The sequence below is a fragment of the Frigidibacter oleivorans genome (assembly GCF_003993775.1).
Classification (GTDB): Bacteria; Pseudomonadota; Alphaproteobacteria; order Rhodobacterales; family Rhodobacteraceae; genus Frigidibacter; species Frigidibacter oleivorans.
Map to the genome: position 1 here is coordinate 24,818 of NZ_RJRZ01000004.1, position 23,540 is coordinate 48,357.

The window sequence follows — 23,540 nt, forward strand, 5'->3', positions numbered from 1 at the left end:
GCGGCGGCGGCCGCGCTTGGCGCTTTCGTGCGCGGGCCGAAGCGCCTAGATGGGGGTGGACGTTTTCCGGAGGACCGATGCTGTTCTGGACCCTGAGCATCGCGCTGGCGCTGATCGTGGCGCTGGCGCTGGCGCGCGGCTATCTGCGGGCCGAGGGCGCGGCGACCCCCACCGCCGCCTATGACCTGCAGGTGTTCCGCGACCAGCTGCAGGAGGTGGAGCGCGACGCCGCCCGGGGCGTCATCGGCGCCGAGGATGCGGCCCGGCTGCGGACCGAGATCGGCCGCCGCCTGCTGGAGGCCGACCGCTCCCTGCGCCTGGCCGCGCCCGAGATCCGCGGGCCGCGCGGCATGGGCCGGATCGCCGGGGTGGCGGCGGCGCTGCTGATCGCGGGCAGCTTCTTCCTTTACTGGCAGATCGGCGCGCCGGGCTTTTCCGACCAGCCCCTGTCGCGCCGGCTGGCGCTGGCCGAGGCCGACTATGCCGCCCGTCCCGCCCAGGCCCAGGCCGAGGCGGCAGCGGCGGCGCAGCAGCCCGCCCCGCCGCAGCCCGATGCCGAAACCGCGGCCCTGATGCAGAAGCTGCGCGACACGGTGGCCGAGCGGCCGGGCGACCGGCAGGGCCTGTCGCTGCTGGCGCGGAACGAGGCCGCGCTTGGCAACTGGCAGGCGGCCTGGCAGGCGCAGGCGCGGCTGATCGCGGCCAAGGGCGACGAGGCCACGGCCCGCGACCATGCCACCCAGGCCGAGATGATGATCTTCGCCGCGGGCGGCGTCGTCACCCCCGAGGCCGAGGCACAGGTGGCGCAGGCGCTGCGGCTCGACCCGCGGAACGAGGCCGCGCGCTATTTCCTCGGGCTGATGTTCCTGCAATCGGGCCGGCCGGACCGGACCTTCACCCTGTGGCGCGGGCTGCTGGAGGATGGCGCGCCCGATGCGCCGTGGCAGGGCCAGATCCGCGCCGCGATGCCGGACCTCGCCTGGCTCGCCGGGCAGGAGGAGTATGTGCCCCCTGCCCCCGGTTCCGGCGCAGGTTCTACCCCGGCTTCGGGGCCGAGCGCGGCCGACATGGCGGCGGCGGCCGGGATGGGCCCTGCGGACCGCGAGGCGATGATCCGCGGCATGGTCGAGGGGCTGAACGACCGGCTGGCCAGCGAGGGCGGCAGTTCGGAGGACTGGGCGCGGCTGATCTCGGCGCTGGCGGTGCTGGGGGAAACCGACCGCGCCCGCGCCGTCTGGCAGGAGGCGGAGGACCTGTTCGCCGCCTCGCCCGACGATCTGCAGCGCGTGGCGGATGCCGCGCGGGCGGCGGGGGTGGCGGAATGATCTGCGCCACGATGGAGGATTTCGCCGCGGCCCTGCCGCCGATGCGGGCGGTGGCGGGGCTGGACCTCGGGACCAAGACCATCGGCGTTGCCGTGTCCGACCGGCTGCGGCAGGTGGCGACGCCGCTGCGCACGATCCGGCGCGAGAAGTTCACGCTCGACGCCGCCGCGCTGCTGCAGATCGCGACGCAGCGGGAACTGGGCGGGCTGGTGCTGGGCCTGCCGATCAACATGGACGGCAGCGAGGGTCCGCGCAGTCAGGCGACGCGCGCCTTCGCGCGCAATCTGGAACGGCTGACGCCGCTGCCCATCGCCTTCTGGGACGAGCGGCTGTCCACCATCGCGGCCGAACGCGCGATGCTGGAGGCCGACATGTCGCGCAAGCGCCGGGCCGAGGTGATCGACCATGTCGCGGCGGGGGTGATCCTGCAGGGCGCGCTGGACCGGCTGGGCCATCTGGCACGGGCGGCGCGGCCGCCGGCCGGGGACGATGACTGAGCCCCCGGCCGCGCCCCCCGCCGCGCCTGTTGCCTCGCCCTGCATCCGGCTGTGCCGGCTGGACCCGGAGACCGGCCTCTGCCTCGGCTGCCACCGGACGCTGGAGGAGATCGCGGGCTGGTCGGCGATGGACCCGGCGGCGCGGCAGGCGGTGATGGCGGCCCTGCCCCGGCGCGCGGCCGGTTCGTCGCGCGGCGAGGTCTGACGACCCGCCCGCTGACTACCAGCCCGCCGCCTTGCGCAGCATGTTCAGCGCCACGATGGCGAGGAAGCCCGCGAAGATCCGCCGCAGCCGCCCCGCATCGGTGCGATGCGCCAGCGCGGCGCCCATGGGCGCGGTGATCAGGGTCATGGCGATGGTGATCAGGAAGGCGGGCAGGTTGACCGCGCCCAGCGTCCAGGGCGGCGCATCCGGCACCGGGACCAGCAGGAAGGCCACCGCCGAGGGCAGCGCGATGGTGATGCCGAAGCCCGCCGCCGTCGCCACCGCCCGGTGGATCGGCACCCCGTGCAGCGTCATCACCGGCACGCCGAAACTGCCGCCGCCGATGCCCATCAGGACCGACAGGAACCCCACCAGCGGCGACAGGACCAGCCGCTGCCCGAGACCCGGCATCCGCTCGGCCACCCGCCAGTCGGCCCGGCCGAGCCCCAGATACAGCGCCACGCACAGCGCCAGCCCGCCGAAGATCGCCTGCAGCACCGCCGTCTTCAGCCAGGCCACCACCACCACGCCCGCCAGCGCGCCCAGGGCGATGCCCGGTGCCCAGTCCCGCAGGATGCCCCAGTCCACCGCGCCCTTGCGGTGATGGGCCAGCACCGACCGGGCCGAGGTGGCGATGATCGTGGCGAGCGAGGTGGCGAGGCAGACCCGCATGATCGAGGGCGTGTCATAGCCCAGCGTCACGAAGATGTAGAAATAGGCCGGCACCAGCACGATGCCGCCGCCGACGCCCAGCAATCCTGCCAGCAGCCCGGCGAAGGCGCCGGTGGCCAGCAGCATGGCAAGCATGGTCAGGATCAGGTCGAGGGGGGGCATGGCGGCCTTCGGCGGTTGACGGCCCGGCAAGGGTTAACCCCTGCGCGCGGCGGGCGCCAGCCGCAATCCGGTGCCGCGCCCGCCCGCCGGGGCCTCAGGCCGCCTGCTGCCGCAGCGGCTCCAGCGCGGCGTCCAGCACCTCGAGCCCCGCGCCCGCGACAGGCCCGCGTTCCGACAGGATGCGTCGCCACTGCCGCGCACCGGGCCGGCCGTGGAACAGGCCCAGCATGTGCCGCGTCACCTGCGGCAGCCGCCCGCCGGCCTGCAGATGCCGCGCGATATAGGGACGCATCGCCTCGACCGCATCGAACGGATCGCGCGGGCTGCCCTCGCCGAAGATGCGCGCATCCGCAGGGGCGAGCGTCGTGCCGGGGTCGTGATAGGCGGCGCGGCCCAGCATCACCCCGTCCATGCCGGCATCCAGCATCGCCTGCGCCTGATCCAGATCGGCGATGCCGCCGTTGATCGACAGGTGCAGATGCGGGAAATCCCGCTTCATCCGCAGCGCGAGGTCATAGTCGAGCGGCGGCACGGTACGGTTCTCATGCGGGCTCAGCCCCTGCAGCCAGGCCTTGCGGGCATGGATGGTGAAGCGCCGCACCCCGGCCGCCGAGACGGTTTCGAGAAAGCGCGGCAGCGCCTGTTCCGGGTCCTGCTCGTCCACGCCGATCCGGCATTTCACCGTCACCTCGACCGGCGCCACCGCGATCATCGCCGCCACGCACTCCGCCACCAGCTCCGGCCGGGTCATCAGCACCGCGCCGAAGCAGCCCGACTGCACCCGGTCCGAGGGGCAGCCGCAATTCAGGTCGATCTGGTCATAGCCCCAGTCCGCGGCGATGCGCACCGCTTCGGCCAGCATCGCCGGTTCCGAACCGCCGAGTTGCAACGCCACGGGATGTTCCGCGGCATCGAAGTCCAGCAGCCGCGCCCGCGGCCCGTGGATCACCGCCTGCGCCGTCACCATCTCGGTGTACAGCAGCGCATGGCGCGACAGCTGCCGGTGGAAGAACCGGCAGTGGCGGTCGGTCCAGTCCATCATCGGGGCGACGGACAGTCTGCTGGACGGATGTTCTGTCATTCTCTGGCACTACCGGTTCACGGCGCGGCGGCCTCTGCACCGCCCGCTTGTGCCCCATACCTGCGTTTCCGTCCGGTTTCGACCGCCCATCGCACCGTCCGGTACACGAATTGGCGACGGGAGCACAGCGTGCCCCCGTCCGCGTCGCGCCTTACGCGGCCTGATCGAAGGACAGGCCCGTCAACCGCTCCGCCTCGTTCCACAGACGGCCCGCGACGGCCGCATCCTTCGCTTGGTCGACCACCTTCGCGGGGGCGGGATGTCCCCGTGTCTCTGCCAGCCGGTCGGGCCCGTAATAGGCGCCGGGGCGCGCATCCGGCGAGGTGGCCGCATAGAGGCTCGGCAAGGCGCCCTGCGCGACCGGCTGGAACAGGAACGGCAGGCCCGTCCGCAGGAGCCTGCTGAACTCCCACCGGCCGGCGGAATTGGGGATCAGGTCGCTGCGCGAAATCCCGGGATGGGCGGCGATGCTGTCGATGCCCCAGCCGGCCCAGTCACTGCGGCGTTGCAGCTCGAAGGCGAACAGGATGCAGGCGAGCTTCGACTGGCTGTAGATCGCCATCGGCTGGTAGGCGCGTTCGGCATTGAGGTTCTGGAAGTCGATGGCGCCGCCATTCGCCGCGAGGCTGCCCAGCGAGACGACGCGCGCCCCCTCTGCCTTCCGCAGCAGCGGAAGCAGCTGCGCGGTCAGCGCGAAATGCCCGAGGAAGTTGGTCCCGAACTGCAACTCGAACCCGTCGGAGGTCAGGCGCTTGTCGGGCGGCGCCATGACGGCGGCGTTGTTGATCAGCACATGCAGGCTGTCGCGGCTGCGGCGCAACCTGTCGCCGAAGGCCGCGACCGTGGACAGATCCGCCAGATCGACGCGTTCGAAGGCGACGTCGGCCCCCGGCGTCCTTGCGTGGATCCGCTCCACCGCCTTCTCGCCGCTCGCGGGGTTGCGGCCGGCCACGATGACCTCGGCCCCCGCCGCCGCCAGCGCGGATGCGGTCTCGAATCCGATCCCGCCCGTGCCGGTGACGACCGCGGAACGGCCGGTCAGGTCGGGAATGTCGTTGGTGGTCCATTTGGTCATTCGGTCAATGTCCGTGTTGTGCGAAAGGGCCTTGCGGCGCGGAGGGCCGGCGCGCGATCCGATAGACGCTGGCCGGGGGAAGGTTGCGCAGGGTGCCGCCGATGCGCCGCGCCTCCAGCCCCAGCCGGTCCAGCACCGGCCGGGGCACCGGGCAGCGCGGCCCATAGGTGAACTGGTAGAACGCGGCGCCCGGCCGCAGATGGGCGAAGGTTCCGGACAGGATCGCCATCACCGTGCGGGGCGACATCGACAGCAGGCCGAGCCCGCTGACCGCGGCCCCCGCCTTGCGACCGTCGAACAGCGACAGCCCCCGCAAGCGCGCGGCGCTCATCTGCAGGATCTGCGCCTCGGGAAACCGTGTCCGGAGCAGACCGGCGAAGGTGTCGTCCAGTTCGACCAGCGCGAGGTCTTCCGGGGCGAGGCCCCGCGCGATCAGCGCCCGGGTGAAGACGCCGGTGCCCGGCCCGAGTTCCAGCACCGGGGCATGCCGCGTCCCGATTTCCGAGGTGATGAGGGCGGCCAGCGCCGGGCCGGACGGGGCGATCGCCGCCACTTGCAGCGGGGCCGCCCGCCAGGAGCGCAGGAAGCGCAGCGTGTCGGAGGGTTCGGCACGCGGATCGGTCCCGGGGGCGCGCCGGCGGGGCCGGCAGCCGGACCGCCGGAGGGGTTCGCCCTCTGCCGTCGGCCGCGGCGGCACCGGGCTGCCCGCAGCCTCCGGCGCCTCGGTCCCGGACCCCGTGCGAAGGGGCGGCGGTCCCGCGCGGACAGGATCGCTGAAGGAGGGCGGCACTGCAGTCATCGAAGGTCTCCGGCTTGCTCGTTTGCACAAAGATGCGGTCGCGCGGACCGTTTCGCTTGCCTGATCTGCCCGAAAACCTGCCTGATGCTCCGAACGGCTGGTCAGCGCGGCAGGCTTCCCCCATATTCGGCCCCAAGGACAAATCCCGGGAGCGCCGCAGTGAAAACCGATCTGGTCAAAGCCTTTTCCAGCTATGTCGCCGCGCATGGCGGGCCCGATGCGATGTCGACCACGCCGGTGGAAAACCTCTTCCTGATGTGCAGCACCATGAAACGCCTGCCGTTCCGCAAGATGTACAAGCCGTCGCTCTGCATCGTGGCGCAGGGGGCCAAGCGGATCGAGGTCGCCGAGACGGTTCTGGACTATACCGCGGGCACCGCGCTTGCGATCAGCGTGGAACTGCCGGGCTATGGCGGCGTGACCGAGGCCAGCGTCGAAAAGCCGTTCCTCGGCATGACGATCGAGTTCGACATGGGCATGATCCGCTCGGTCCTCGACAAGCTGCCGACACCGCCCGCCACGGCTGCGGACGGTTCGGGGCTGTTCGTCGAGCAACTGAACGACGCCCAGCAGGATTGCGTCGCCCGGCTGGTGAGGCTGCTCGATACGCCCGAGGCGGTGCCCGTGCTGTATCCCGCCATCATGCAGGAATTCTACTACTGGCTGCTCGTCGGGCCGAATGGCGGCGAGATCGCCAAGATGGTCCGGTCGGAAAGCCACACGCAGCGCATCGCAGACGCGATCTTTCACCTGCGCCGCGATTTCCGGCGGCCGGTCCGGATCGAGGAGCTGGCCGATGTCGCCTGCATGAGCCCGTCCTCCTTCCACCAGCACTTCAAGGTCCTGACCTCGATGACCCCGCTTCAGTACCAGAAGCAGCTTCGTCTGATCGAGGCGCGGCGGCTGATGGTGATGGAGGCGGCGAACGTGACGAAGGCCGCCTTCGAGGTTGGATATGAAAGCCCGTCGCAGTTCAGCCGCGAGTATTCGCGCCTGTTCGGCAGCCCGCCGAAGCAGGATGCGATGACGCTACGTCCGCATCGCGCGCAACTGGGGCTCTGACCGCCGGGCGCCACGTTCGCCGCAGACCGGCACCGGACGCTAGGCGTCCCCCGGCCCCGGCCGCACCGCCCGGGTGAAGAAGTCGATGAAGGCCCGCAACGCCGGGGGCATGTGCCGGCGGCTCGGATAATACAGGTGCCAGGCCGGCAGCTGGGGCGTGAATTCCTCCAGCACCCTGACAAGGCTCCCCTGCCGCAGGTGGTCTTGCGCATAGGGCAGCGCCACCCGGGCCAGACCTGTGCCGGCGGCGGCCGCCGCGACGGCGTGGCGGGCGTTGTTGACGGTCAGGCGGCCACGCGGCACGATTGCGATGTCCGTCCCCTCTGCCCGGAACCGCCAGGGAAAGATCGTCCCGCTGGGAAACCGGTGCCGGATGCAGTCGAACCGGGTCAGATCCCCGGGCTGTTCGGGCCGGCCCTCGCGCTCCAGAACCTCGGGCGCGGCGACGACGGCATAGTCCTGCTCCGGTCCCAGGGGCAGCGCGATCATGTCCTGCGCCATCTCCAGCCCCAGCCGGATCCCGACGTCATAGCCCTCGGCCACGATATCGACATTGCGCGCATCTTCGGTGATCTCGACGGCGATGTCGGGATGGCTGCGCAGGAAGTCCGGCAGGTGCGGCACGATCAGGCTGTCGAGCGCCGGCGCCGGCGCATTCATCCGGATCCGGCCCGAGGGACGCCGGCCGACCGAGCGAACCTCGTCCAGCGAGGCGCGGATATCGTCCAGCGCCGGCGCCAGACGCCGTGCCAGCAGGTCGCCCGCCTCGGTCGGGACGACGCTGCGGGTGGTCCGGTTGAACAGGCGGACCTGAAGGTCCTCCTCCAGCGCCCGGACGGTCTGGCTGAGCGCCGAGCCGGTCAGACCACGTTCGCGCGCCGCGGCCCGGAAACTGCCGTGACGGACCACGGCCAGGAAGGATTCGAGATCACTCTGCCGCATGGGCGACCATTCATTAGGTTTGCTTCACAGTCAGAGTAGCAGGTGGCGCCTAGTCTTTCCAATAGACACGCCCATTCTTTCAGCAGCCGGCGGAAGCCCGGTTCCCGGTCCGAATGGAAAGCACGTCGCCATGCGCCAGCCCCGCGCCCTCGCCGCCCGACCGCCCGCCCCCCGAACCGCCCCACGGGCCGCCCCACGGGCCGCCCCCCGCGGCACGGGGCGGCAGCGCGTGACGGGACCGGTCAGGATCGCGGGTTCGGGCATGTTTTTCGGAGTTTCGGGCATGTCGCCCGACCCCGTCGCACTCAATTCTCCCACCAGAGGAGCGCTGCGGGGGGATGCGATGACCGGACCGGACCCGTCCCGCAACCGATCCGCCGGGTCCACCCCCGGCCGGCTGCCGAGCCACCCGCATCAGACCGAAAGGACCGCGCCATGATCCGCCCGCCCTCACTGTCGCCCGACCGTCCCCGCGCCCTGCGGCTCGGCGGCGCCCTTACCCTGCTGACCGCCCTGGCCGCCCCCGCGGCCGAGGCGCAGTCCGCCGATGGCGAGCGCCTGTTCCGCCAGCGTTGCGCCGCCTGCCACAGCATCGAAGAGGGGGCGACCGGCAGCGGCCCCTCGCTGCACGGAGTCGTCGGGCGCGAGGCCGGAACGCTCGAGGGCGCGCGCTATTCGTCTGCGATGCAGGAGGCCGGGCTGGTCTGGGACGACCAGACGCTGGACGCCTTCCTCGCCAATCCCCGCGACACCGTCCCCGGCACCACGATGGCCGTTCGCATCACCAGCGCGGCGCAGCGCAGCGCGATCATCGCCTTCCTGCGCGAAGCGGGCGCCGGCGGCTGACCTTCGCACACCACCAGAGCCACATGCAGGACAAGGAGCTAACATGGTCAATCTCAACGTGAACGGTCGCGCGGTCGAGGTGAATGCCGCGCCCGAGACGCCCCTGCTGTGGGCCCTGCGGGACGAGCTGAAGCTGAAGGGCACGCGCTATGGCTGCGGCGCGGGCATGTGCGGCGCCTGCACCGTCCATATCGACGGGCAGGCCGCCTTTGCCTGCCAGATGACCATCGGCGATGTTGGGGGCAGCGAGATCACCACCATCGAGGGCCTGTCCGAAACGGGCGACCACAGCGTGCAACAGGCCTGGATCGCCGAGCAGGTGCCGCAATGCGGCTATTGCCAGTCGGGCCAGATCATGCGGGCCGCCGCGCTGCTGGCGCGCAATCCCCGTCCCAGCCGGCAGGAGATCGTCGACGAGATGTCGGCCAACCTTTGCCGCTGCGGCACCTATCCCCGCATCATCCGCGCCATCGAGCGCGCCGCACAGGAGGGCTGATCCATGACCGTCGACACCATCCGTCCCACGCGCCGCGGCTTCCTCATGGGGTCCGGCGCCCTGTCCTTCGCCCTTCTGGCCAGCGGTGCCGCAACGATCCTTCCCGCCGGGGCCGAGGCGCAGCCGCTGCCCGATGGCCGGGTCACCGCCTGGGTCACGATCACGCCCGACAACCGCATGACGATCATGTTCGGCTCTGCCGAGATGGGTCAGGGCGTCAGCACCTCGCTGCCGATGATCGTCGCCGAAGAGCTGGATGCCGACTGGTCCACCGTCGCCTCGGAACAGGTCAGCAGCGATCCCGAAGGCGTCTATGGCAACCCGATGGCGGGCGGCGTCCTCTTCGCGGCAGGCAGTTCGTCGGTGGAGGGATATTTCACCTATCTGCGGCAGGCCGGCGCGCAGGCCCGGCAGATCCTGATCCAGATCGCCGCGGCGCATTGGGACGTCCCCGCGGAAGAGGTGACGACGCACCGCAGCACGGTCCTGCACGGCCCGACGGGCGCCTCGATGACCTATGGCGAGGTCGCGGCCCTGCCGGACCCGGTCTGGCCCAGCGGCGAGATGCCGGAGGCCGAGCTGAAGCCGCGCGCGGACTGGGCCATCATGGGCACGGATGTCGAGCGGCTGGACATTCCCGGCAAGACCACCGGCGCCCCGGTCTATTCCATCGATGTCGAACTTCCGGACATGGTGCATGCGGCCCTGCTGCTGCCCCCGGTCGAAGGCGAGACGCCGACGCTGAACTCCGACGCCGCCGCACGCGCGGTCGAGGGCGTGGTGGACGTGATCGTGATGGATCATGCCGTGGCCGTGCTGGCCCGCAGCTTTCCCGCGGCCCTGGCCGGGCGGGATGCGCTGGACGTGGGCTGGACCGAAACCTCGCCCTTCCGCATGGCCAACAGCGCCGACGAACTGGTCGCCCTGGCCGAGGCCGCCGACGACATGTCGGCCGATGCCGTGGTCTGGGAAAGCCGCGGCAGCGGTCCGGCGGATTTCGCCGCCGCCGGTGTCGTCACCGGCACCTACACGACCGAACATGTCTATCACGCCCAGATGGAGCCGCTGAACGCCGTCGCCTCGGTCGATGCCGACGGCATGGGCGCCGAGATCTGGCTCGGCACGCAAAGCCAGACCGCCTCGATCCTGATCGCGGCCGCCGTTCTGGGCACGACGCCGGACCGCATCCGCTTTCACGCGATGCAGATGGGCGGCGCCTTCGGCCGGCGGACGGTCTTCGCCCGCGAGCAGATGCGCGACGCGCTGCTGCTGTCGCGGGCCTCGGGCCGGCCGGTGAAGGTGATCTGGACCCGCGAGGATGACGTGAAGAACGGCTGGCTGCGCCCGGCGACGGTGCAACGCCTCGATGCGGTGCTCGATGCCGAGGGCTACCCCACCGCCCTGCGCCACCGCATCGCCTCGCCCTCGATCTTCCAGTTCGCGATGCCCGACCGCTGGAACCCGGAAACGCGCCGCGACCTGCTGGTGATGGAGGGCGCGGAAAGCGCCGAATACGCGTTCGGCACCTTCCAGGCCGAACATGTGCTGCTGCCGCGGCAGTCGCGCCTTTCGGCCTGGCGCGGCATCGGCTGGGCGCCGAACTGCTTTGCGCGCGAATGCTTCCTGGACGAACTGGCCGGGCGCGCCGGCACCGACCCCGTCAGCTATCGCCGCAGGCTGCTGGCCGGCTCGCCCCGGGCGCTGGCCGTTCTCGACGCCGCGGTCGAGATGTCGGGCTTCGGCACCGCGCCCGAGGGCCGGGCGCATGGCCTCGCCTTCGCGGGCTACAAGAAGACGCTGGCGACGGGCGTGGCGGAGGTCTCTGTCGAGGACGGGCAGCTGCGCGTCCACCGCTTCTGGGCGGCCATCGACCCCGGGATGGTCGTCCATCCGCAGGCCTACCGCGCCCAGGTCGAGGGCGGCATCCTCTTCGGCCTGTCGAGCGTGCTGCGCGAACGCTCGACCTTTACCGCCGGTCAGATCGACCAGAGCAACTTCTACGACTACGAGCCGGTCCGGATCGCCGACATCCCCGAGATCGAGGTGCGCTTCGTCGAGTCCGGAGAGCCGCCGAGCGGCGGCGGCGAGATCGGCGTGCCGATGACGGCCCCCGCCATCTCCAACGCCCTGCGCCGGCTGACGGGCGAGGGTTCGACGCGGCTGCCGTTCCCGGCGCAGCAGGCCTGAGCGAGGGGGCCCCGGGCTGCCGGGCCCTCCCTTCCCGCCCCCGACGGATCAGAGACCAGAGATCGCGCGCCGGAAGCCTTGGGTCTTGCGGTCGCTTTCGATGCGCCAGCGCAGGATGTCCATGATCATCCCGGCCCGCCGGTCGGCGCAGCGGGGATTGTGGCGCGCGTGTCCCCACCGCGCGGCGGCCCGGATGCGGGTCAGGCCGGCCGGACCCTGATGCTTTGCGACAGCACCCGCTCCATGCCGCCGGTGCAGAACTCGATCAGCGTGTCGCGATAGGCCGAGGGCAGCCGCGGCGCGCAATCGGCGAGGCCGGCGATGCGCGCCCGGCTCGCCACCACCGCCAGCAGGCTGGCGACGCTGAAGGTCAGCAGCGCCGCCAGCGTCTCGCGTTCGGCCTCGGGATGCACCTCGGCCATGGCGGCGATGAATTCCTGCGCCACCGGATCGTAGAGGTCGCGCACATGGCAATAGTTGCGGTCGTCGGCCGTGGTGCGGGCGATCAGCGCGGCATAGGCCTGCCACTGCGGATCCCCGCTCGAGGCATAGTCGATATAGGGCGCAAGGTAGGCGGCGACGATCCCGCGCAGCGTCAGGCGCCCGCGCGCGCTGCGCAGCTCGGTCAGGCGCGCGCGCCGCAGCAGGTTCAGCGCATTGACCCGCCGCGCCAGAACGGTGCGGAACAGGTCTGCCTTGCTGCCGCCGTGGAACCCCACGACGCCGAGCGTGACGCCCGCCTCTGCCGCCACCTGCCGGATCGAGACGGCATCGAACCCGTCGCGCCCGAAGCAGCGCTCGGCGGCATCCAGCACCTTGTCGCGCGTCGCCTCGCCGCGAAGAAGGCGGCCATCGACCCGCGCCGGCGTTTCCTCCGGCGCATCCGCCGTGCCACCGGGCAAGGCCGCCGGACAGTCCCGATCTTTGCTTGACATATTATACGGACGTCCAGATAGTTTTCTCAGGCTTTGGGAGGAGCCTGCCGGGTTTGTCGATCCGGCGCAACGGGAGGATCTCATGATCATGGATTTCTTGCGCGGCCGCGGTGCCGCGTCCGGTCTCGTCATGGCGGCACTGGCGCTGGCCCAGCCGGCCCGGGCCGAGACGATCGACATCGTCGCGGTCGCCTCGCACCCGCCGATCTTTCTGTGGGTGAAGACGCTGTCGGAGGTGTTCATCCCGGCGGTGGACGAGGCGCTCAAAGGCAGCGGCCATTCCATCGACTGGACCGAGGCCTATGGCGGCACCCTGGCCAAGGCCGGCGGCGAGATGGAGACGATCGAGGACGGGCTTGCGCAGCTCGGGATCGTCTCGACCCTGTTCGAGCCCTCGGAACTGTCGCTGCAGAACGTCTCCTATGTGACGCCGTTCGGATCGGACGACATCGCGCTGGTTCTGCGCAGCGTGGACGAGATGCATGACCAGATCCCCGGCATGCGCCAGATCTGGGAAGATCACGACCTCGAATATCTGGGCGGGGCCTTCGGGCTCGAGGACTACATGCTGATGACGAAAGAGCCGGTGCCGGATCTGGCCGCGCTGAAGGGGCGCAAGATCAACGCGCCGGGGGCGGCGGTCAACTGGCTCGAGAATACCGGCGCCGTGGGCGTCGCGGGGAACCTGACCACCTATTACAACGACATCCAGACCGGCGTGGCCGACGGGGTGATCGTGTTCCCGACCGCCGCCGCGGCCGCGAAGCTGCAGGAGGTCGCGCCCTATATCACCCGCACCCATTTCGGCGCCCAGTATGCCGGCGGGATCGCGGCGCAGAAAAGCTGGTGGGACGCGCAGCCGGCCGAGGTGCAAGAGGCCATCCGCACCGGCGTGCGCGCTTTCGAGGCGGCCTATCACCGCGACCTCGAAACCCGCGTGGCCGAGGCCTATGCCCAGATGGAGGCGAACGGCGCCCGGATCAGCGAGCTGCCCGAGGCCGACCGCAGCGCCTGGGCCGCGGCCCTGCCGCCGATCGGGCTGAACTGGGCGCGGGAGCAGGATGCCCGCGGCCTGCCCGGCACCGAGGTGCTGCAGGCCTATATCCAGCGCCTGAAGGAGGCGGGCACCGTCCTGCCCCGCGACTGGTCGGCGGAATGAGCAGCGCCCCCGCCCGCCCCTCCCCGGCCCCCGCCGGCGCCTTCGGCCGGGCCGCCGACAGGATCATGGGGCTGGCCAACATCGTGGCGACAAGCTGGATCCTGCTGATCATGGCGCTGATCCTGGCCGATGTGGCGGGGCGCAACCTGCTGGGCCGCCCGGTCGCGGGGGTGCCCGAAATGGTGAAGTTCTCGATCGTGGGCATCGTGTTCCTGCAGATCGCCCATACCCACCGCCGGGGCGAGATGATCCGTTCGGACGGTATCCTCGGCATGCTGGCCGCCCGCCGGCCGGGGCTGGCGCGGGCGATGGACATCGGCGCGCAGCTGGCCGGCGCGGCCTTCGCGCTGATGCTGGCCTGGGCGATCTGGCCCAAGGCGCTGCGCGCCTTCCGCCGGGGCGAGATGGAGGGGGTGAGCGGCCACTTCCAGCTGCCGGTCTGGCCCTTCCACACCCTGATCCTGCTGGGGTCGCTGCTGCTGGCGCTGTCCTTCCTGCTCGCGGCCGCCGAACGGGCCCGCCTGCCCCACCCGGAGCGGTGAAGTGGAGGCGCTGACCGTCGGATATATCTCGCTCGCGGGGATCGTGATCGCGATCTACGCGGGGCTGCACGTCGCCATCGCCCTCGCCGGCGTCTCGCTGCTGGGGGTCTGGGCGATCACCGGCAAGCTGAGCCTCGCGCTGAACTTCGTGGCGCTGGCGGCTAGCGATTCCATCGCCGACTACACCTTCGGGGTCGTGCCGCTCTTCGTGCTGATGGGCCTCGCGGTGGCGGAATCGGGTCTGGGGCGCGACACGTTCGATATCGTCGCGCGGCGGCTGCGGCGCTGGCGCGGCGGGCTCGGCGTCGCCACCGTCCTGTCGAATGCCATCTTCGCGGCGATCACCGGCATCTCCATTGCCTCGGCCGCCGTCTTCGCCCGCGTCGCCGTGCCCGAAATGGTCCGCGCCGGAACCGACCGCTCGATCGCCGTGGGCGTGGTCGCGGGCTCGTCGGTGCTGGGCATGCTGATCCCGCCCTCGCTTCTGCTGATCCTCTTCGCGGTGCTGACCGACAGTTCCGTGGGCGCGCTCTTTGCCGGCGGGGTCGGGCCCGGGCTGCTGCTGACGCTGGCCTACATCGTCTATCTCACGGTCCTGGGCCGGCTGCGGCCGCAGCTGTTCGGAGAACTGGAGAGCGCGCTGCCGCCCGGTTCGGGGCGGCGGACGCCGGGCTGGCTGATCCTGCCCGTGGCCGGGCTTGCGGGGCTGGTGCTGTCGGGGATCTACCTCGGGGTCTTCACCCCGACCGAGGCCGGTGCCGTGGGCGCCTTCGCCGCGCTGGCGCTCGGCATCCTCATGCGCCGCATCGGCCTGCAGGAAGGCTGGCGCATCGCCCAGCAAACCGGCCATGTCACCGCCGCCGTCTGCTTCCTGATCATCGGCGCCTCGATCTACGGCCGGATGCTGGGATATTCGGGCGTGCCGCAATCGATCACCACCTGGGCCACCGGATCGGGAATCGGCCCGCTGGGCTTCCTGTTCCTCTTCTCGCTTCTCGTGATGGCCCTGGGGACCGTGCTGGACAGCTCGTCGATCATGCTGGTGACGGTCCCGCTCGCCTTCCCCATCGCGCGCGAACTGGGCATCGACCCGGTGCATTTCGGCCTCGTCACCGTGCTCGCGGTCGAGATCGGGTTGCTGACCCCGCCGCTCGGCCTGTCGGTCTTCGTCGTGCAGGCCACGCTGCGCGACACCGGCGTCACCCTGGGCGAGGTGTTCCGCGGCGCGGCGCCCTTCGCCGCGATCATGGCGGGGGTGCTGGTGCTGGTGATCCTCGAACCCGCCATCGTGCTGACCCTGGCGCGATGACCGCGCGCGACCGCAGCCCCTTGACAGAGCAGCCCCTGACAGAAAGGAGAGCCATGCGCCTCATCGACCTCTCGCGCCCGCTCGAGAACAGCCCCCATGCCGATCCGCCGGGCCTGGCGCCGCGCATCGACTATGCCCGGCACGACGAGACGGCCGAGGCGCTTCTCGCCTTCTTCCCCGGTGTGACGCGCGCGGCGCTGCCGGGGGGCGAGGGCTGGGCGGTCGAGACCGCCCATGTCTCGACCCATAACGGCACCCATCTCGATGCGCCCTATCACTATCATTCGACGATGGACGGCGGCGCGCGGGCCATCACCATCGACGAGGTGCCGCTCGAATGGTGCATCGGGCCGGGCGTGAAGCTCGACTTCCGCCATCTGCCCGATGGCCATGTGGTCACGGCGGCCGAGATGGAGGCAGAGTTCGGCCGCATCGGCCATGACCCGGCCCCGGGCGACATCGTGCTGGTGAACACGGCGGCGGCCGCCGCCTGGGGGACGCCCGCCTATGTGCCCAGCGGCTGCGGCATGGGCCGCGAAGCCACGCTCTGGCTGACCGGACGCGGCATCCGGATCTGCGGCACCGACGCCTGGAGCTGGGACGCGCCCTTCGTCCATACCGCGCGCCGCGTGGCCGAGACAGGGGATACCGATCTGATCTGGGAAGGCCATCGGGCCGGCATGCAGCGCGGCTATTGCCAGATCGAGAAGCTCGCCAACCTCGAGACCCTGCCCGATACCGGTTTCGAGGTGATGTGCTTCCCGGTGAAGATCACCGGCGCCTCGGCCGGATGGTGCCGGGCCGTGGCACGGCTTGCGGACTGAGGGGGCCGAACGGGACGAGCGGCCTGCAATGCGGGCCGGGCGTCCGCATTTGCATCGCCTAGGCCGGGGAGCGGGCCTCGGCATCCTCGGCGAAGGGCATGCGCGATCCCAGAAGGATGTCGGTCGTCCGCGTCAGGTGATCGCGCATCAGCGTCTCGGCCCGCGCCGCATCGCGACCGACCACGGCCTCGGCCAGCGCCTCGTGCTCGGCATGCACGTCGCGCCCGGTTTCGTCCGCGGGGCCGGACAGCCGGCGATACCGCTCGGACTGGACGTACAGCTGCTGGCGCAGCCGCAGCCACCAGCGGTTCGGGCAGGCGGCGGCCAGCGCGTCGTGGAAGGCCGCGTGCAACTGGTGCCAGGTCTGCGCCTCGGGCGCGCCCGGCGTCAGGAAGGCGTTGCGCAGCGATCCCAGCCGGTGGCGTGCCGCGATGATCGCGGCCTCCCACTCCATGTCGCCGTGCAGGATCGACTGGTGCAGGCAGCGCAGTTCGATGTCGATGCGGACCTCCGTGAGGTCGGTCAGGTCGCGGCGCGAGATCGGCGCGACGACGAAGCCCCGCTGCGGCTCGGCGATCACCAGCCCCTCGGCCGTCAGCCGCGACAGCGCCTCGCGCACCGCACCGCTGGAGGCCTGCAGGTCGCGGCAGATTTCCTCGATCCGAAGCCGCTCGCCCGGGGCATAACGCGATTCGATGACCGCCATGCGCAGGCGGTCGCAGGTGCGGGCAGTGAGGCTCTTGTGCACGGTGGTCATGGGCTGTTTCTGCCGTAAATGTCCTGTTCGCGCAAATATACATTTTTTGTTGCTTTGTGCAGATTATCTTCGTAGCCTCTACTCCGAGGATGACAGGAGGATGGCATGCGGTTTTTCAGCTTCACCGCCGAGGGTCGGCGCGGACTCGCGCTGGCGACGCCCGGCGGATATCGCGGCTGTCTCGAGGGCGAGGCCGGCTGGCCCGGCGATCTCGACACGCTGCTGCGCGAGGACCGGCTGGCCGAGGCCGCCACGGCGCTGGCCGCCTGCGGGCCGGTCGACCAGGGCGACGTGACGCCCGCGCTGCCCTTCAACCGGGCCGACAAGGTGCTGTGCGTCGGGCTGAACTATGCCGATCACGCGGCGGAATCGAAGATGGAGACGCCACCCTTCCCCACGGTCTTCGCCCGCTTCAACTCCAACCTGATCGCCCATGGCGCCAACCTCGTGCGGCCCGCCGCATCGGAGATGTTCGATTACGAGGGCGAACTGGTGGCGGTGATCGGCAAGCCGGGCCGCGCCATCCCGAAGGAGCGGGCGCTGGACCATGTCGCAGGCTACACCATCTTCAACGACGGCTCGATCCGCGATTTCCAGCTGCGCACCAACCAGTGGACGGTGGGCAAGAACTTCGACGGCACCGGCGCGATGGGTCCGGTCTTCGTGACCGCCGACGAACTGCCCCCCGGCGCCGCAGGGCTGCGCCTGACCACCCGCGTGAACGGCCAGGTGCTGCAGGATGCCTCGACCTCGCTGCTGATCTTCAGCGTGGCGGATCTGGTCTCGATGCTGTCGATCGGGATGGAACTGCGCCCGGGCGACCTGATCGTCACCGGCACCCCCTCGGGCGTCGGCATGGCCCGCGACCCGAAGGTCTTCCTCAGACCCGGCGACACCTGCGAGGTCGAGATCGAGCGCATCGGCATCCTGTCGAACCCGGTGGTGGCCGAAGAGGACGAGAGCCGCAAGGCGCTGAGCGCGGCCTGAGCGCCCGGCCCGCCCCTCCTGTCCGGGGGCGGGCGGCAGGATCGGACCGGCGCATCTGCCGGCAGGGAGGATCGGATGACTGAGGACTACGATGCCGACGTGCTGGTGGTGGGCGCGGGGCCCTCGGGGCTGGCGCTCGCGACCGAGCTGCTGATGCGCGGCATCCGGGTGATCGTCGTCGAGCGGAACGACCGCACGGGGCTGCAGCCCCGCGCCAAGACGACCAATGTGCGTTCGATGACCCAGATGCGCCGCTGGGGGCTGGCCGCCGAGGTTCGTGCCCGCTCGCCGCTGACGCCCGGGTTTCCGCGGCAGGTCAGCTTTCGCACCGGGCTGTTCGACCCGCCGATCTACCTGTTCCACGATGCCTTCTGCGCCACCCCCGGGCGGCGCGACGCCTTTCCCGAACATGCCGAATTCATCCCGCAATACGTCATCGAGGGCATCCTCGCGGACCATGTCGCCGCCCATCCGGACGCCCGGCTGTGCTTCGGCCACCGGCTGACCGGCTTCACGCAGGACGAGGCCGGCGTCACCGCCGAGATCGAGGGGCCCGGCGGGTCCTCCCGGCTGCGCAGCCGCTATCTGGTGGGGGCCGACGGCGGGCGCAGCCGGATCCGCGCGGCCCTGGGGATCGGGATGGAAGGCCAGAGCGACATGCTGACCTTCGCCACGCTGATCCTGCGTATCCCGGGGCTTCACGCGGAACCCGGGCTGGTGCCCGCGCTCTTCCACTGGATCATCGACGCCGAGGCGGCGTCCTTCATCGGGCCGCTGGATCACGGCGACCTGTGGTACTGGTCGAAACTCGCCCCGCGCGACACCTCGACCGAGACGCTCCTCGGCCATGTCCGCCGCGCGATCGGCCGCGAGATGCCGATGGAGGTGGTGACCCGCGACGACTGGGTGGTCAACAGCCTGATGGCCGCGCGCTACCGCGCGGGGCGGGTGTTCCTGGTCGGCGACGCCTGCCACCTGCATTCGCCCTTCGGCGGGCACGGGATGAACCTGGGGATCGGCGACGGCGTCGATCTCGGCTGGAAGCTCGCCGCCGCCCTGGAAGGCTGGGGCAGCGAGGCGCTGCTCGACAGCTACGAACAGGAACGCCGGGGCGTGCATGCCGCCGTGATCGACAGCGCCACCCGCAACGTCGCCTCGCTGTCGGATCATTTCGTCGATCCCGCTCTGGCCGATCCGGGCCCGGCGGGCGTCGCGGCCCGCGCGGCCACCGCCCGCGCGGTCGAGCGGCTGAAGACGCCGGAATTCCGCTCGCTCGGCCTCGTGCTGGGCTATCGCTATCCGCCCTCGGGCGCGGTTGCGGCCGAACCCGGCGCCGCGCCGCCGCTCGAGGTCACGCAATACGTGCCGACGGCCCGGCCCGGCCATCTCGCGCCCCATGCCTGGGGGACCGATGGCCGGTCGCTCTACGACCTCTTCGGGACCGGCTTCACCCTGCTGGTCACCGGACCGGTCCGCGACCCCGAAGGCGAGGCCGCCCTGCAGGCCGAGGCCGGCCGCAGCGGCGTGCCACTTGCGATTGCCGTGCCGGGGATCGACGGGCTGCGGGCGCTGTACGAGGCGAATTTCGCGCTGATCCGGCCCGACCAGCATGTGGCCTGGCGCGGCGACAGGCTTCCCGCCGCCGGGGCGCTGGTGGCGCTGATGCGCGGGCTGGCCCGGGACGGAATGCCCGAGGCCGCCGCCGCGCCCGACGGCCGCATCCTGACCGCCTGAACCGCGCGGCGGCAGGGCGACACCGCGACAGATCGACGACCGGGCCGGGGAGGGTCCGGACAACAGGGAGGATCCATGATGGACAGACGCGACTTCTTCGTGGCGGGGCTGGGTGCTGGGCTGGTCCTGGCCGCCCCCGCGGTGCTCAGGGCAGAGCCCGTCCGGCTGAAATGCTCGAGCTACCTGCCGCCGATGCACCAGATCAACGCCGAGCTGGCCCGCTGGGCCGCCGATCTGGGCCAAGCCTCGGACGGGCAACTGCTGATCGAGGTCTTCCCCGGCGGCCAGATGGGTCCCCCGCCGCGGCAGCTGGACCTCGTGCGCACCGGGATCGCGGATTTCGCCTTCGTCTACACCGCCCTCTATCCCGGCCGCTTCCCGGTGACCGACCTGCTGGCCCGGCCCTTCGCCCTGGCCGATGCCGAGGGCGAGCCGATCAGCAGCGCCCGCGCCTCGTGGGTCGCGACCTCGCTCGCCGATGTCACGGCGGCCGAATATCCCGGCTGCGAGCTGCTCTATTCTGTCTGTTCCACCGCGACCGGCTTCTACATGAAGGACGTGCTGGTCCGCCGCCCCGAAGACCTTGCGGGGCTGCGGATCCGCCCCACCAGCGGCGTGGTGGCCGAACAGCTCAAGGCCCTGGGCGCCAGCCCGGCCACCATCGCGCCCACGGAACTGGCCGATGCCATCGCCAAGGGGGTCGTGGACGGCGCGGTGTTCAACTTCGAGGGCGGCAAGGCCTTCCAGCTGCAGCAATCGGTGCGCCGGGTATCGACCATCGCCAATTCGGCCGCGACCTTCTCGCTCGTCGCGAATGGCGCGATGATCGCCGGCCTGCCGGCCGAGCTTGCGGCGCTGCTGCGCGACAGCGGCGGGCCGGAGGCCGGGCGCCGGGTGGGCGGGCTTTATGACACGGCCGAAGCCGCGGGCCGCAGCTTCATGGCCGAGGCGGGTGTCGAGATCGTCGACCTGCGCGGCCCCGCGCTGGAGCCGTTCCGCGCCGCGCTGGCGCCGGCCGGCGCGGCGCAGCTGGCCGCACTGGGCGAAGCCGAGGCAGCGGCCCTGGTCGCGCGGATCGACGCGCTGATGGCGGAGGCATGACCATGGCCGCGCCCCGCCCCGCCGCACAGCCCGCCGCACAGCCCGGTGCGATCAACCGCGCGCTGTCGCGCCTCGCACGGACCTGCACCTGGGGCGGGGTCGCGGCGGTCGCGGTGATGATGCTCGCCACCTGCTGGGATGTCCTCGCCCGCCAGCTTCTCGGCCGGCCGCTCGACGGCGTGGTGGAACTGGTCGAGGTGACGGTGCTGGCCGCGGCGATGCTGGGCCTGCCCGAAGCCTTCCTGCGGGACGAGCAGATCCGCGTCGATCTGGTCGACAGCCTGCTGCCGCCGCGGGCGCTGGCCACCGTCAAGGCGGTGGCGCTGGCGCTGTCGGTCGGGTTTCTGGCGCTGCTGGTGGTGCGGGTCTGGCCGTCGATGCTGGACGCCCGGCGCTATGGCGACATGAAATATGACCTCGGCCTGCCGCTCTGGCCGCTGTATGCGCTGATCGTCTTTGCCTTCGCCGCCTCGATGGCGACCGCGGCCCTGTCGCTGATCCGCGCGCTGCGCGGGGCGACCGGCGCGCCGGCCCCCGCCGGTGCCGAGGGCAGGCAGGAGCGCCCGGCATGAGCCCGCTCGCGCTTGCAGGGGTCGGCATCCTGTCGCTCGTCGCCCTGATCCTGGTGAGGGTGCCGGTGGCCGTGGCACTCGGCCTCGTGGGGGCGGCGGGCTATGCCGCGCTGGAGGGGCTGGGGCGCGCGGGGCTGGTCGTGGGCGCCGCGCCGGCGGAACTGGCACAGGCCTACAGCTTCTCGGTCGTGCCGCTCTTCACGCTGATGGGCGCTGTCGCCGCGGTGGCGGGCCTGTCGGCCGACCTGTTCCGCGCCGCCAATGCCACGCTGCGGGGCACCCGCGGCGCCTCGGCAGTGGCGGCGATCCTGGCCTCCGGCCTGTTCGGGGCGATCTGCGGCTCTTCGGTCGCGACCGCGCTGACCATGACCCGCGTCTCGATCCCCGAGATGCAGCGCGAGGGCTATCCCGACCGGCTGGCCGCGGGCGCGGTGGCCGCCGGCGGAACGCTGGGGATCCTGATCCCGCCCTCGCTGATCCTGATGATCTACGCGATCATCGCCCAGCTTTCGGTGGCCGAACTCTTCGCCGCGGCGCTGGTGCCGGGGATCGCGCTGATGCTGCTGTACGCGCTGGTGGCGCTGGCGATCGGCCGGCGCATCGCCCCGGCCCGGACCGGGCCCGCCGCGCCCCTTCTGCCGGCGCTGGCGCGGATCTGGCATGTGCTGGGCCTGTTCCTGCTGACCATCGGCGGGATCTATGCGGGCTTCTTCACCCCGACCGAGGCGGCGGCCATCGGCGCGCTGGGCGCGATCGTGCTGGCGCTGGTCACCCGCCGCACCGGCTGGCGCCAGCTGGGCACGACCGCGGTGGAAACGGTGCGGCTGGTCTCGTCGGTGATCTTCATCGTGATGTGCTCGACGATCTTCTCGTATTTCATCGTGCAGACGGGGCTGTCCGGGGCGCTGGCCTCGGCGCTGACCGCGGCGGGCCTCGGGCCGGTCGGGATGATCCTGCTGATCTGCCTCGCCTATCTGGTGATGGGATGCTTCCTCGACGGGATCGCGATGATCCTCATCACCGTACCGATCGTGCTGCCGCTGGTGGCGGCGGGGGGCTGGGACCCGGTCTGGTTCGGCGTGCTGCTCGTGGTGCTGGTGGAAATCGGGCTCGTCACCCCGCCCTTCGGCATGAACCTCTTCGTGATCAAGGCCTCGTGCCCCGGGCTTTCGGTGGCCGATCTCTACCGCGGCGCAGCGATGTTCCTCGTGGCGCCGGCGCTGCTGATCGCGGCGATGATCCTCTGGCCGGGCCTCGCGCTCTGGCTGCCCGCCCTGATGAACTAGGAGCCCGCCATGGCCGCACGTCCGAAAACCATCATCTCCTGCGCAATCACCGGCGCGATCCACACCCCCACCATGTCCGACGCGCTGCCCTATACGGCCGAGGACATCGCGACCCAGGCGATCGAGGCGGCCGAGGCCGGCGCCGCGATCCTGCACCTGCATGCCCGCCGCCCCGAGGATGGCGGCGTCTCGGTCGACCGCGGGCATTTCGCGGCCTTCCTGCCGCGGATCAAGCAGGCGAGCGACGCGGTCATCAACATCTCGACGGGCGGCAGCCTGCACATGAGCATCGAGGAGCGCGTCGGCCCCGCGCTCGCCTTCTCGCCCGAGATGTGCAGCCTCAACATGGGATCGATGAACTTCTCGTTCCACCCGCTGGCCAAACGCTACGACACCTGGAAGTTCGACTGGGAGCGCGACTACATCGCCAATTCCGATGCGAACATATTCCGCAACACCTTCCGCGACATCGAGACCGCGGCCCGCGCGCTGGCGCCCCACGACATCAAGTTCGAGCACGAATGCTACGATGTCGGCCATCTCTACAACCTGCGCTTCTGCATGGATATCGGCCTGTTCAAGGCGCCCGTCTTCATCCAGTTCGTCTTCGGCATCCTCGGCGGCATCGGCCCCGAGGTGGACAACCTCGTGTTCATGAAGCGCACCGCCGACCGCCTGTTCGGCACCGACTACCGCTGGTCGGTGCTGGGCGCGGGCGCGGCGCAGATGCCGCTGGCCACCACCGCCGTGCAGCTGGGCGGCAATCTCAGGGTCGGACTGGAGGACAGCCTGTTCATCGCCCGCGGCCGGCTCGCGCGGTCGAATGCCGAACAGGTCGCCAAGATCCGCCGCATCGTCGAGGATCTGGGCGCCGAGATCGCCACCCCCGAGGAGGCGCGCGAGATCCTCGCCCTGAAGGGCGGCGACCGGACGAATTTCTGAAGCCACGGCAACCGCGCGGCCGCCGCACAGCGCCGGCCGGATC

Annotated in this window: 24 protein-coding genes; 17 read left to right on the forward strand and 7 right to left on the reverse strand. The window is 71.1% G+C overall.

The genetic code is table 11. The annotated features are described in order from the left end of the window. The first annotated feature begins 77 nt into the window (after positions 1–77). The 3 genes from ccmI to EEY80_RS07080 are packed head-to-tail and all read left to right on the forward strand — an operon-like array spanning position 78 to position 2,027. A complete protein-coding gene (ccmI, locus tag EEY80_RS07070; protein ID WP_126975894.1) occupies positions 78–1,325 on the forward strand; it encodes a c-type cytochrome biogenesis protein CcmI in 1,248 nt (415 codons plus the stop codon). After that, positions 1,322–1,822 (forward strand): Holliday junction resolvase RuvX, encoded by a 501-nt coding sequence (gene ruvX / locus EEY80_RS07075; RefSeq protein ID WP_126975895.1) that lies wholly within the window; start codon positions 1,322–1,324, stop codon positions 1,820–1,822. Before ccmI ends, ruvX begins: the two co-directional genes overlap by 4 nt. Then, a complete protein-coding gene (locus EEY80_RS07080) occupies positions 1,815–2,027 on the forward strand; it encodes a DUF1289 domain-containing protein (RefSeq protein WP_126975896.1) in 213 nt (70 codons plus the stop codon). The genes ruvX and EEY80_RS07080 overlap by 8 nt, the downstream gene beginning before the upstream one ends. A gap of 15 nt (positions 2,028–2,042) precedes the next feature. Here EEY80_RS07080 and EEY80_RS07085 read toward each other — a convergent pair whose 3' ends face one another. From EEY80_RS07085 to EEY80_RS07100, 4 genes are all read right to left on the reverse strand, one after another. Further along, positions 2,043–2,861, reverse strand: a complete 819-nt coding sequence (locus EEY80_RS07085) for a sulfite exporter TauE/SafE family protein (protein ID WP_126975897.1) — start codon at positions 2,859–2,861, stop codon at positions 2,043–2,045. A gap of 94 nt (positions 2,862–2,955) precedes the next feature. Then, on the reverse strand, positions 2,956–3,942 hold the full coding sequence (gene dusA, locus EEY80_RS07090) for a tRNA dihydrouridine(20/20a) synthase DusA (RefSeq protein WP_126975898.1): 987 nt from the start codon (positions 3,940–3,942) through the stop codon (positions 2,956–2,958). A 151-nt stretch (positions 3,943–4,093) separates the two neighbouring features. Further along, positions 4,094–5,017 carry an SDR family oxidoreductase gene (locus EEY80_RS07095; RefSeq protein WP_126975899.1) on the reverse strand — a complete coding sequence of 308 codons (924 nt, stop codon included), beginning with the start codon at positions 5,015–5,017 and terminating at the stop codon, positions 4,094–4,096. 4 nt (positions 5,018–5,021) lie between these two features. Continuing rightward, entirely contained in the window at positions 5,022–5,570 is a 549-nt protein-coding gene (locus EEY80_RS07100) for a class I SAM-dependent methyltransferase (protein WP_235829737.1), read from the reverse strand. A 405-nt stretch (positions 5,571–5,975) separates the two neighbouring features. Here EEY80_RS07100 and EEY80_RS07105 point away from each other — a divergent pair, with 405 nt between their 5' ends. Then, positions 5,976–6,878 carry an AraC family transcriptional regulator gene (locus tag EEY80_RS07105; RefSeq protein WP_126975900.1) on the forward strand — a complete coding sequence of 301 codons (903 nt, stop codon included), beginning with the start codon at positions 5,976–5,978 and terminating at the stop codon, positions 6,876–6,878. Between the two features lie 39 nt (positions 6,879–6,917). Here EEY80_RS07105 and EEY80_RS07110 read toward each other — a convergent pair whose 3' ends face one another. Continuing rightward, the gene (locus tag EEY80_RS07110; protein ID WP_126975901.1) at positions 6,918–7,820 is read right to left on the reverse strand and encodes a LysR family transcriptional regulator; all 903 of its coding nucleotides are present in this window, start codon (positions 7,818–7,820) and stop codon (positions 6,918–6,920) included. Positions 7,821–8,255: 435 nt separating this feature from the next. On the opposite strand from EEY80_RS07110, the gene EEY80_RS07115 reads away from it, so the two are divergent. The 3 genes from EEY80_RS07115 to EEY80_RS07125 are packed head-to-tail and all read left to right on the forward strand — an operon-like array spanning position 8,256 to position 11,349. Beyond that, positions 8,256–8,666, forward strand: a complete 411-nt coding sequence (locus tag EEY80_RS07115) for a c-type cytochrome (protein WP_126975902.1) — start codon at positions 8,256–8,258, stop codon at positions 8,664–8,666. A gap of 43 nt (positions 8,667–8,709) precedes the next feature. After that, positions 8,710–9,162 carry a (2Fe-2S)-binding protein gene (locus EEY80_RS07120; protein ID WP_126975903.1) on the forward strand — a complete coding sequence of 151 codons (453 nt, stop codon included), beginning with the start codon at positions 8,710–8,712 and terminating at the stop codon, positions 9,160–9,162. Positions 9,163–9,165: 3 nt separating this feature from the next. Then, positions 9,166–11,349: a xanthine dehydrogenase family protein molybdopterin-binding subunit gene (locus tag EEY80_RS07125; protein WP_126975904.1), complete on the forward strand. Its 2,184-nt coding sequence runs from the start codon at positions 9,166–9,168 to the stop codon at positions 11,347–11,349. Positions 11,350–11,549: 200 nt separating this feature from the next. Here EEY80_RS07125 and EEY80_RS07130 read toward each other — a convergent pair whose 3' ends face one another. Next, positions 11,550–12,284: a TetR/AcrR family transcriptional regulator gene (locus EEY80_RS07130; protein ID WP_126975905.1), complete on the reverse strand. Its 735-nt coding sequence runs from the start codon at positions 12,282–12,284 to the stop codon at positions 11,550–11,552. A gap of 88 nt (positions 12,285–12,372) precedes the next feature. Between EEY80_RS07130 and EEY80_RS07135 the strand changes: the two genes are divergently transcribed. Genes EEY80_RS07135 through EEY80_RS07150 form a run of 4 tightly spaced genes read left to right on the forward strand, consistent with a single transcriptional unit; the run spans position 12,373 to position 16,118 of the window. After that, positions 12,373–13,443 (forward strand): C4-dicarboxylate TRAP transporter substrate-binding protein, encoded by a 1,071-nt coding sequence (locus tag EEY80_RS07135; RefSeq protein WP_126975906.1) that lies wholly within the window; start codon positions 12,373–12,375, stop codon positions 13,441–13,443. After that, the gene (locus EEY80_RS07140; RefSeq protein ID WP_126975907.1) at positions 13,440–13,985 is read left to right on the forward strand and encodes a TRAP transporter small permease subunit; all 546 of its coding nucleotides are present in this window, start codon (positions 13,440–13,442) and stop codon (positions 13,983–13,985) included. Before EEY80_RS07135 ends, EEY80_RS07140 begins: the two co-directional genes overlap by 4 nt. A gap of 1 nt (position 13,986) precedes the next feature. Then, complete coding sequence (locus EEY80_RS07145) at positions 13,987–15,294, forward strand: TRAP transporter large permease (RefSeq protein ID WP_126975908.1); 1,308 nt, start codon at positions 13,987–13,989, stop codon at positions 15,292–15,294. A gap of 53 nt (positions 15,295–15,347) precedes the next feature. After that, positions 15,348–16,118 (forward strand): cyclase family protein, encoded by a 771-nt coding sequence (locus EEY80_RS07150; protein WP_126975909.1) that lies wholly within the window; start codon positions 15,348–15,350, stop codon positions 16,116–16,118. Positions 16,119–16,176: 58 nt separating this feature from the next. On the opposite strand, the gene EEY80_RS07155 is transcribed toward EEY80_RS07150, so the two are convergent. Further along, positions 16,177–16,875 carry a GntR family transcriptional regulator gene (locus EEY80_RS07155; RefSeq protein ID WP_126975910.1) on the reverse strand — a complete coding sequence of 233 codons (699 nt, stop codon included), beginning with the start codon at positions 16,873–16,875 and terminating at the stop codon, positions 16,177–16,179. Positions 16,876–16,980: 105 nt separating this feature from the next. Between EEY80_RS07155 and EEY80_RS07160 the strand changes: the two genes are divergently transcribed. From EEY80_RS07160 to EEY80_RS07185, 6 genes are all read left to right on the forward strand, one after another. Further along, positions 16,981–17,862, forward strand: a complete 882-nt coding sequence (locus EEY80_RS07160; RefSeq protein ID WP_126975911.1) for a fumarylacetoacetate hydrolase family protein — start codon at positions 16,981–16,983, stop codon at positions 17,860–17,862. A gap of 75 nt (positions 17,863–17,937) precedes the next feature. Then, positions 17,938–19,596 (forward strand): FAD-dependent monooxygenase, encoded by a 1,659-nt coding sequence (locus EEY80_RS07165; RefSeq protein WP_126975912.1) that lies wholly within the window; start codon positions 17,938–17,940, stop codon positions 19,594–19,596. Positions 19,597–19,671: 75 nt separating this feature from the next. After that, the gene (gene dctP, locus EEY80_RS07170) at positions 19,672–20,697 is read left to right on the forward strand and encodes a TRAP transporter substrate-binding protein DctP (protein WP_126975913.1); all 1,026 of its coding nucleotides are present in this window, start codon (positions 19,672–19,674) and stop codon (positions 20,695–20,697) included. A gap of 2 nt (positions 20,698–20,699) precedes the next feature. Next, complete coding sequence (locus tag EEY80_RS07175) at positions 20,700–21,269, forward strand: TRAP transporter small permease (protein ID WP_164738177.1); 570 nt, start codon at positions 20,700–20,702, stop codon at positions 21,267–21,269. Further along, complete coding sequence (locus tag EEY80_RS07180) at positions 21,266–22,555, forward strand: TRAP transporter large permease (protein WP_126975915.1); 1,290 nt, start codon at positions 21,266–21,268, stop codon at positions 22,553–22,555. Before EEY80_RS07175 ends, EEY80_RS07180 begins: the two co-directional genes overlap by 4 nt. 9 nt (positions 22,556–22,564) lie before the next feature. Further along, positions 22,565–23,497: a BKACE family enzyme gene (locus EEY80_RS07185; RefSeq protein ID WP_126975916.1), complete on the forward strand. Its 933-nt coding sequence runs from the start codon at positions 22,565–22,567 to the stop codon at positions 23,495–23,497. The last annotated feature ends 43 nt before the right edge of the window (positions 23,498–23,540 follow it).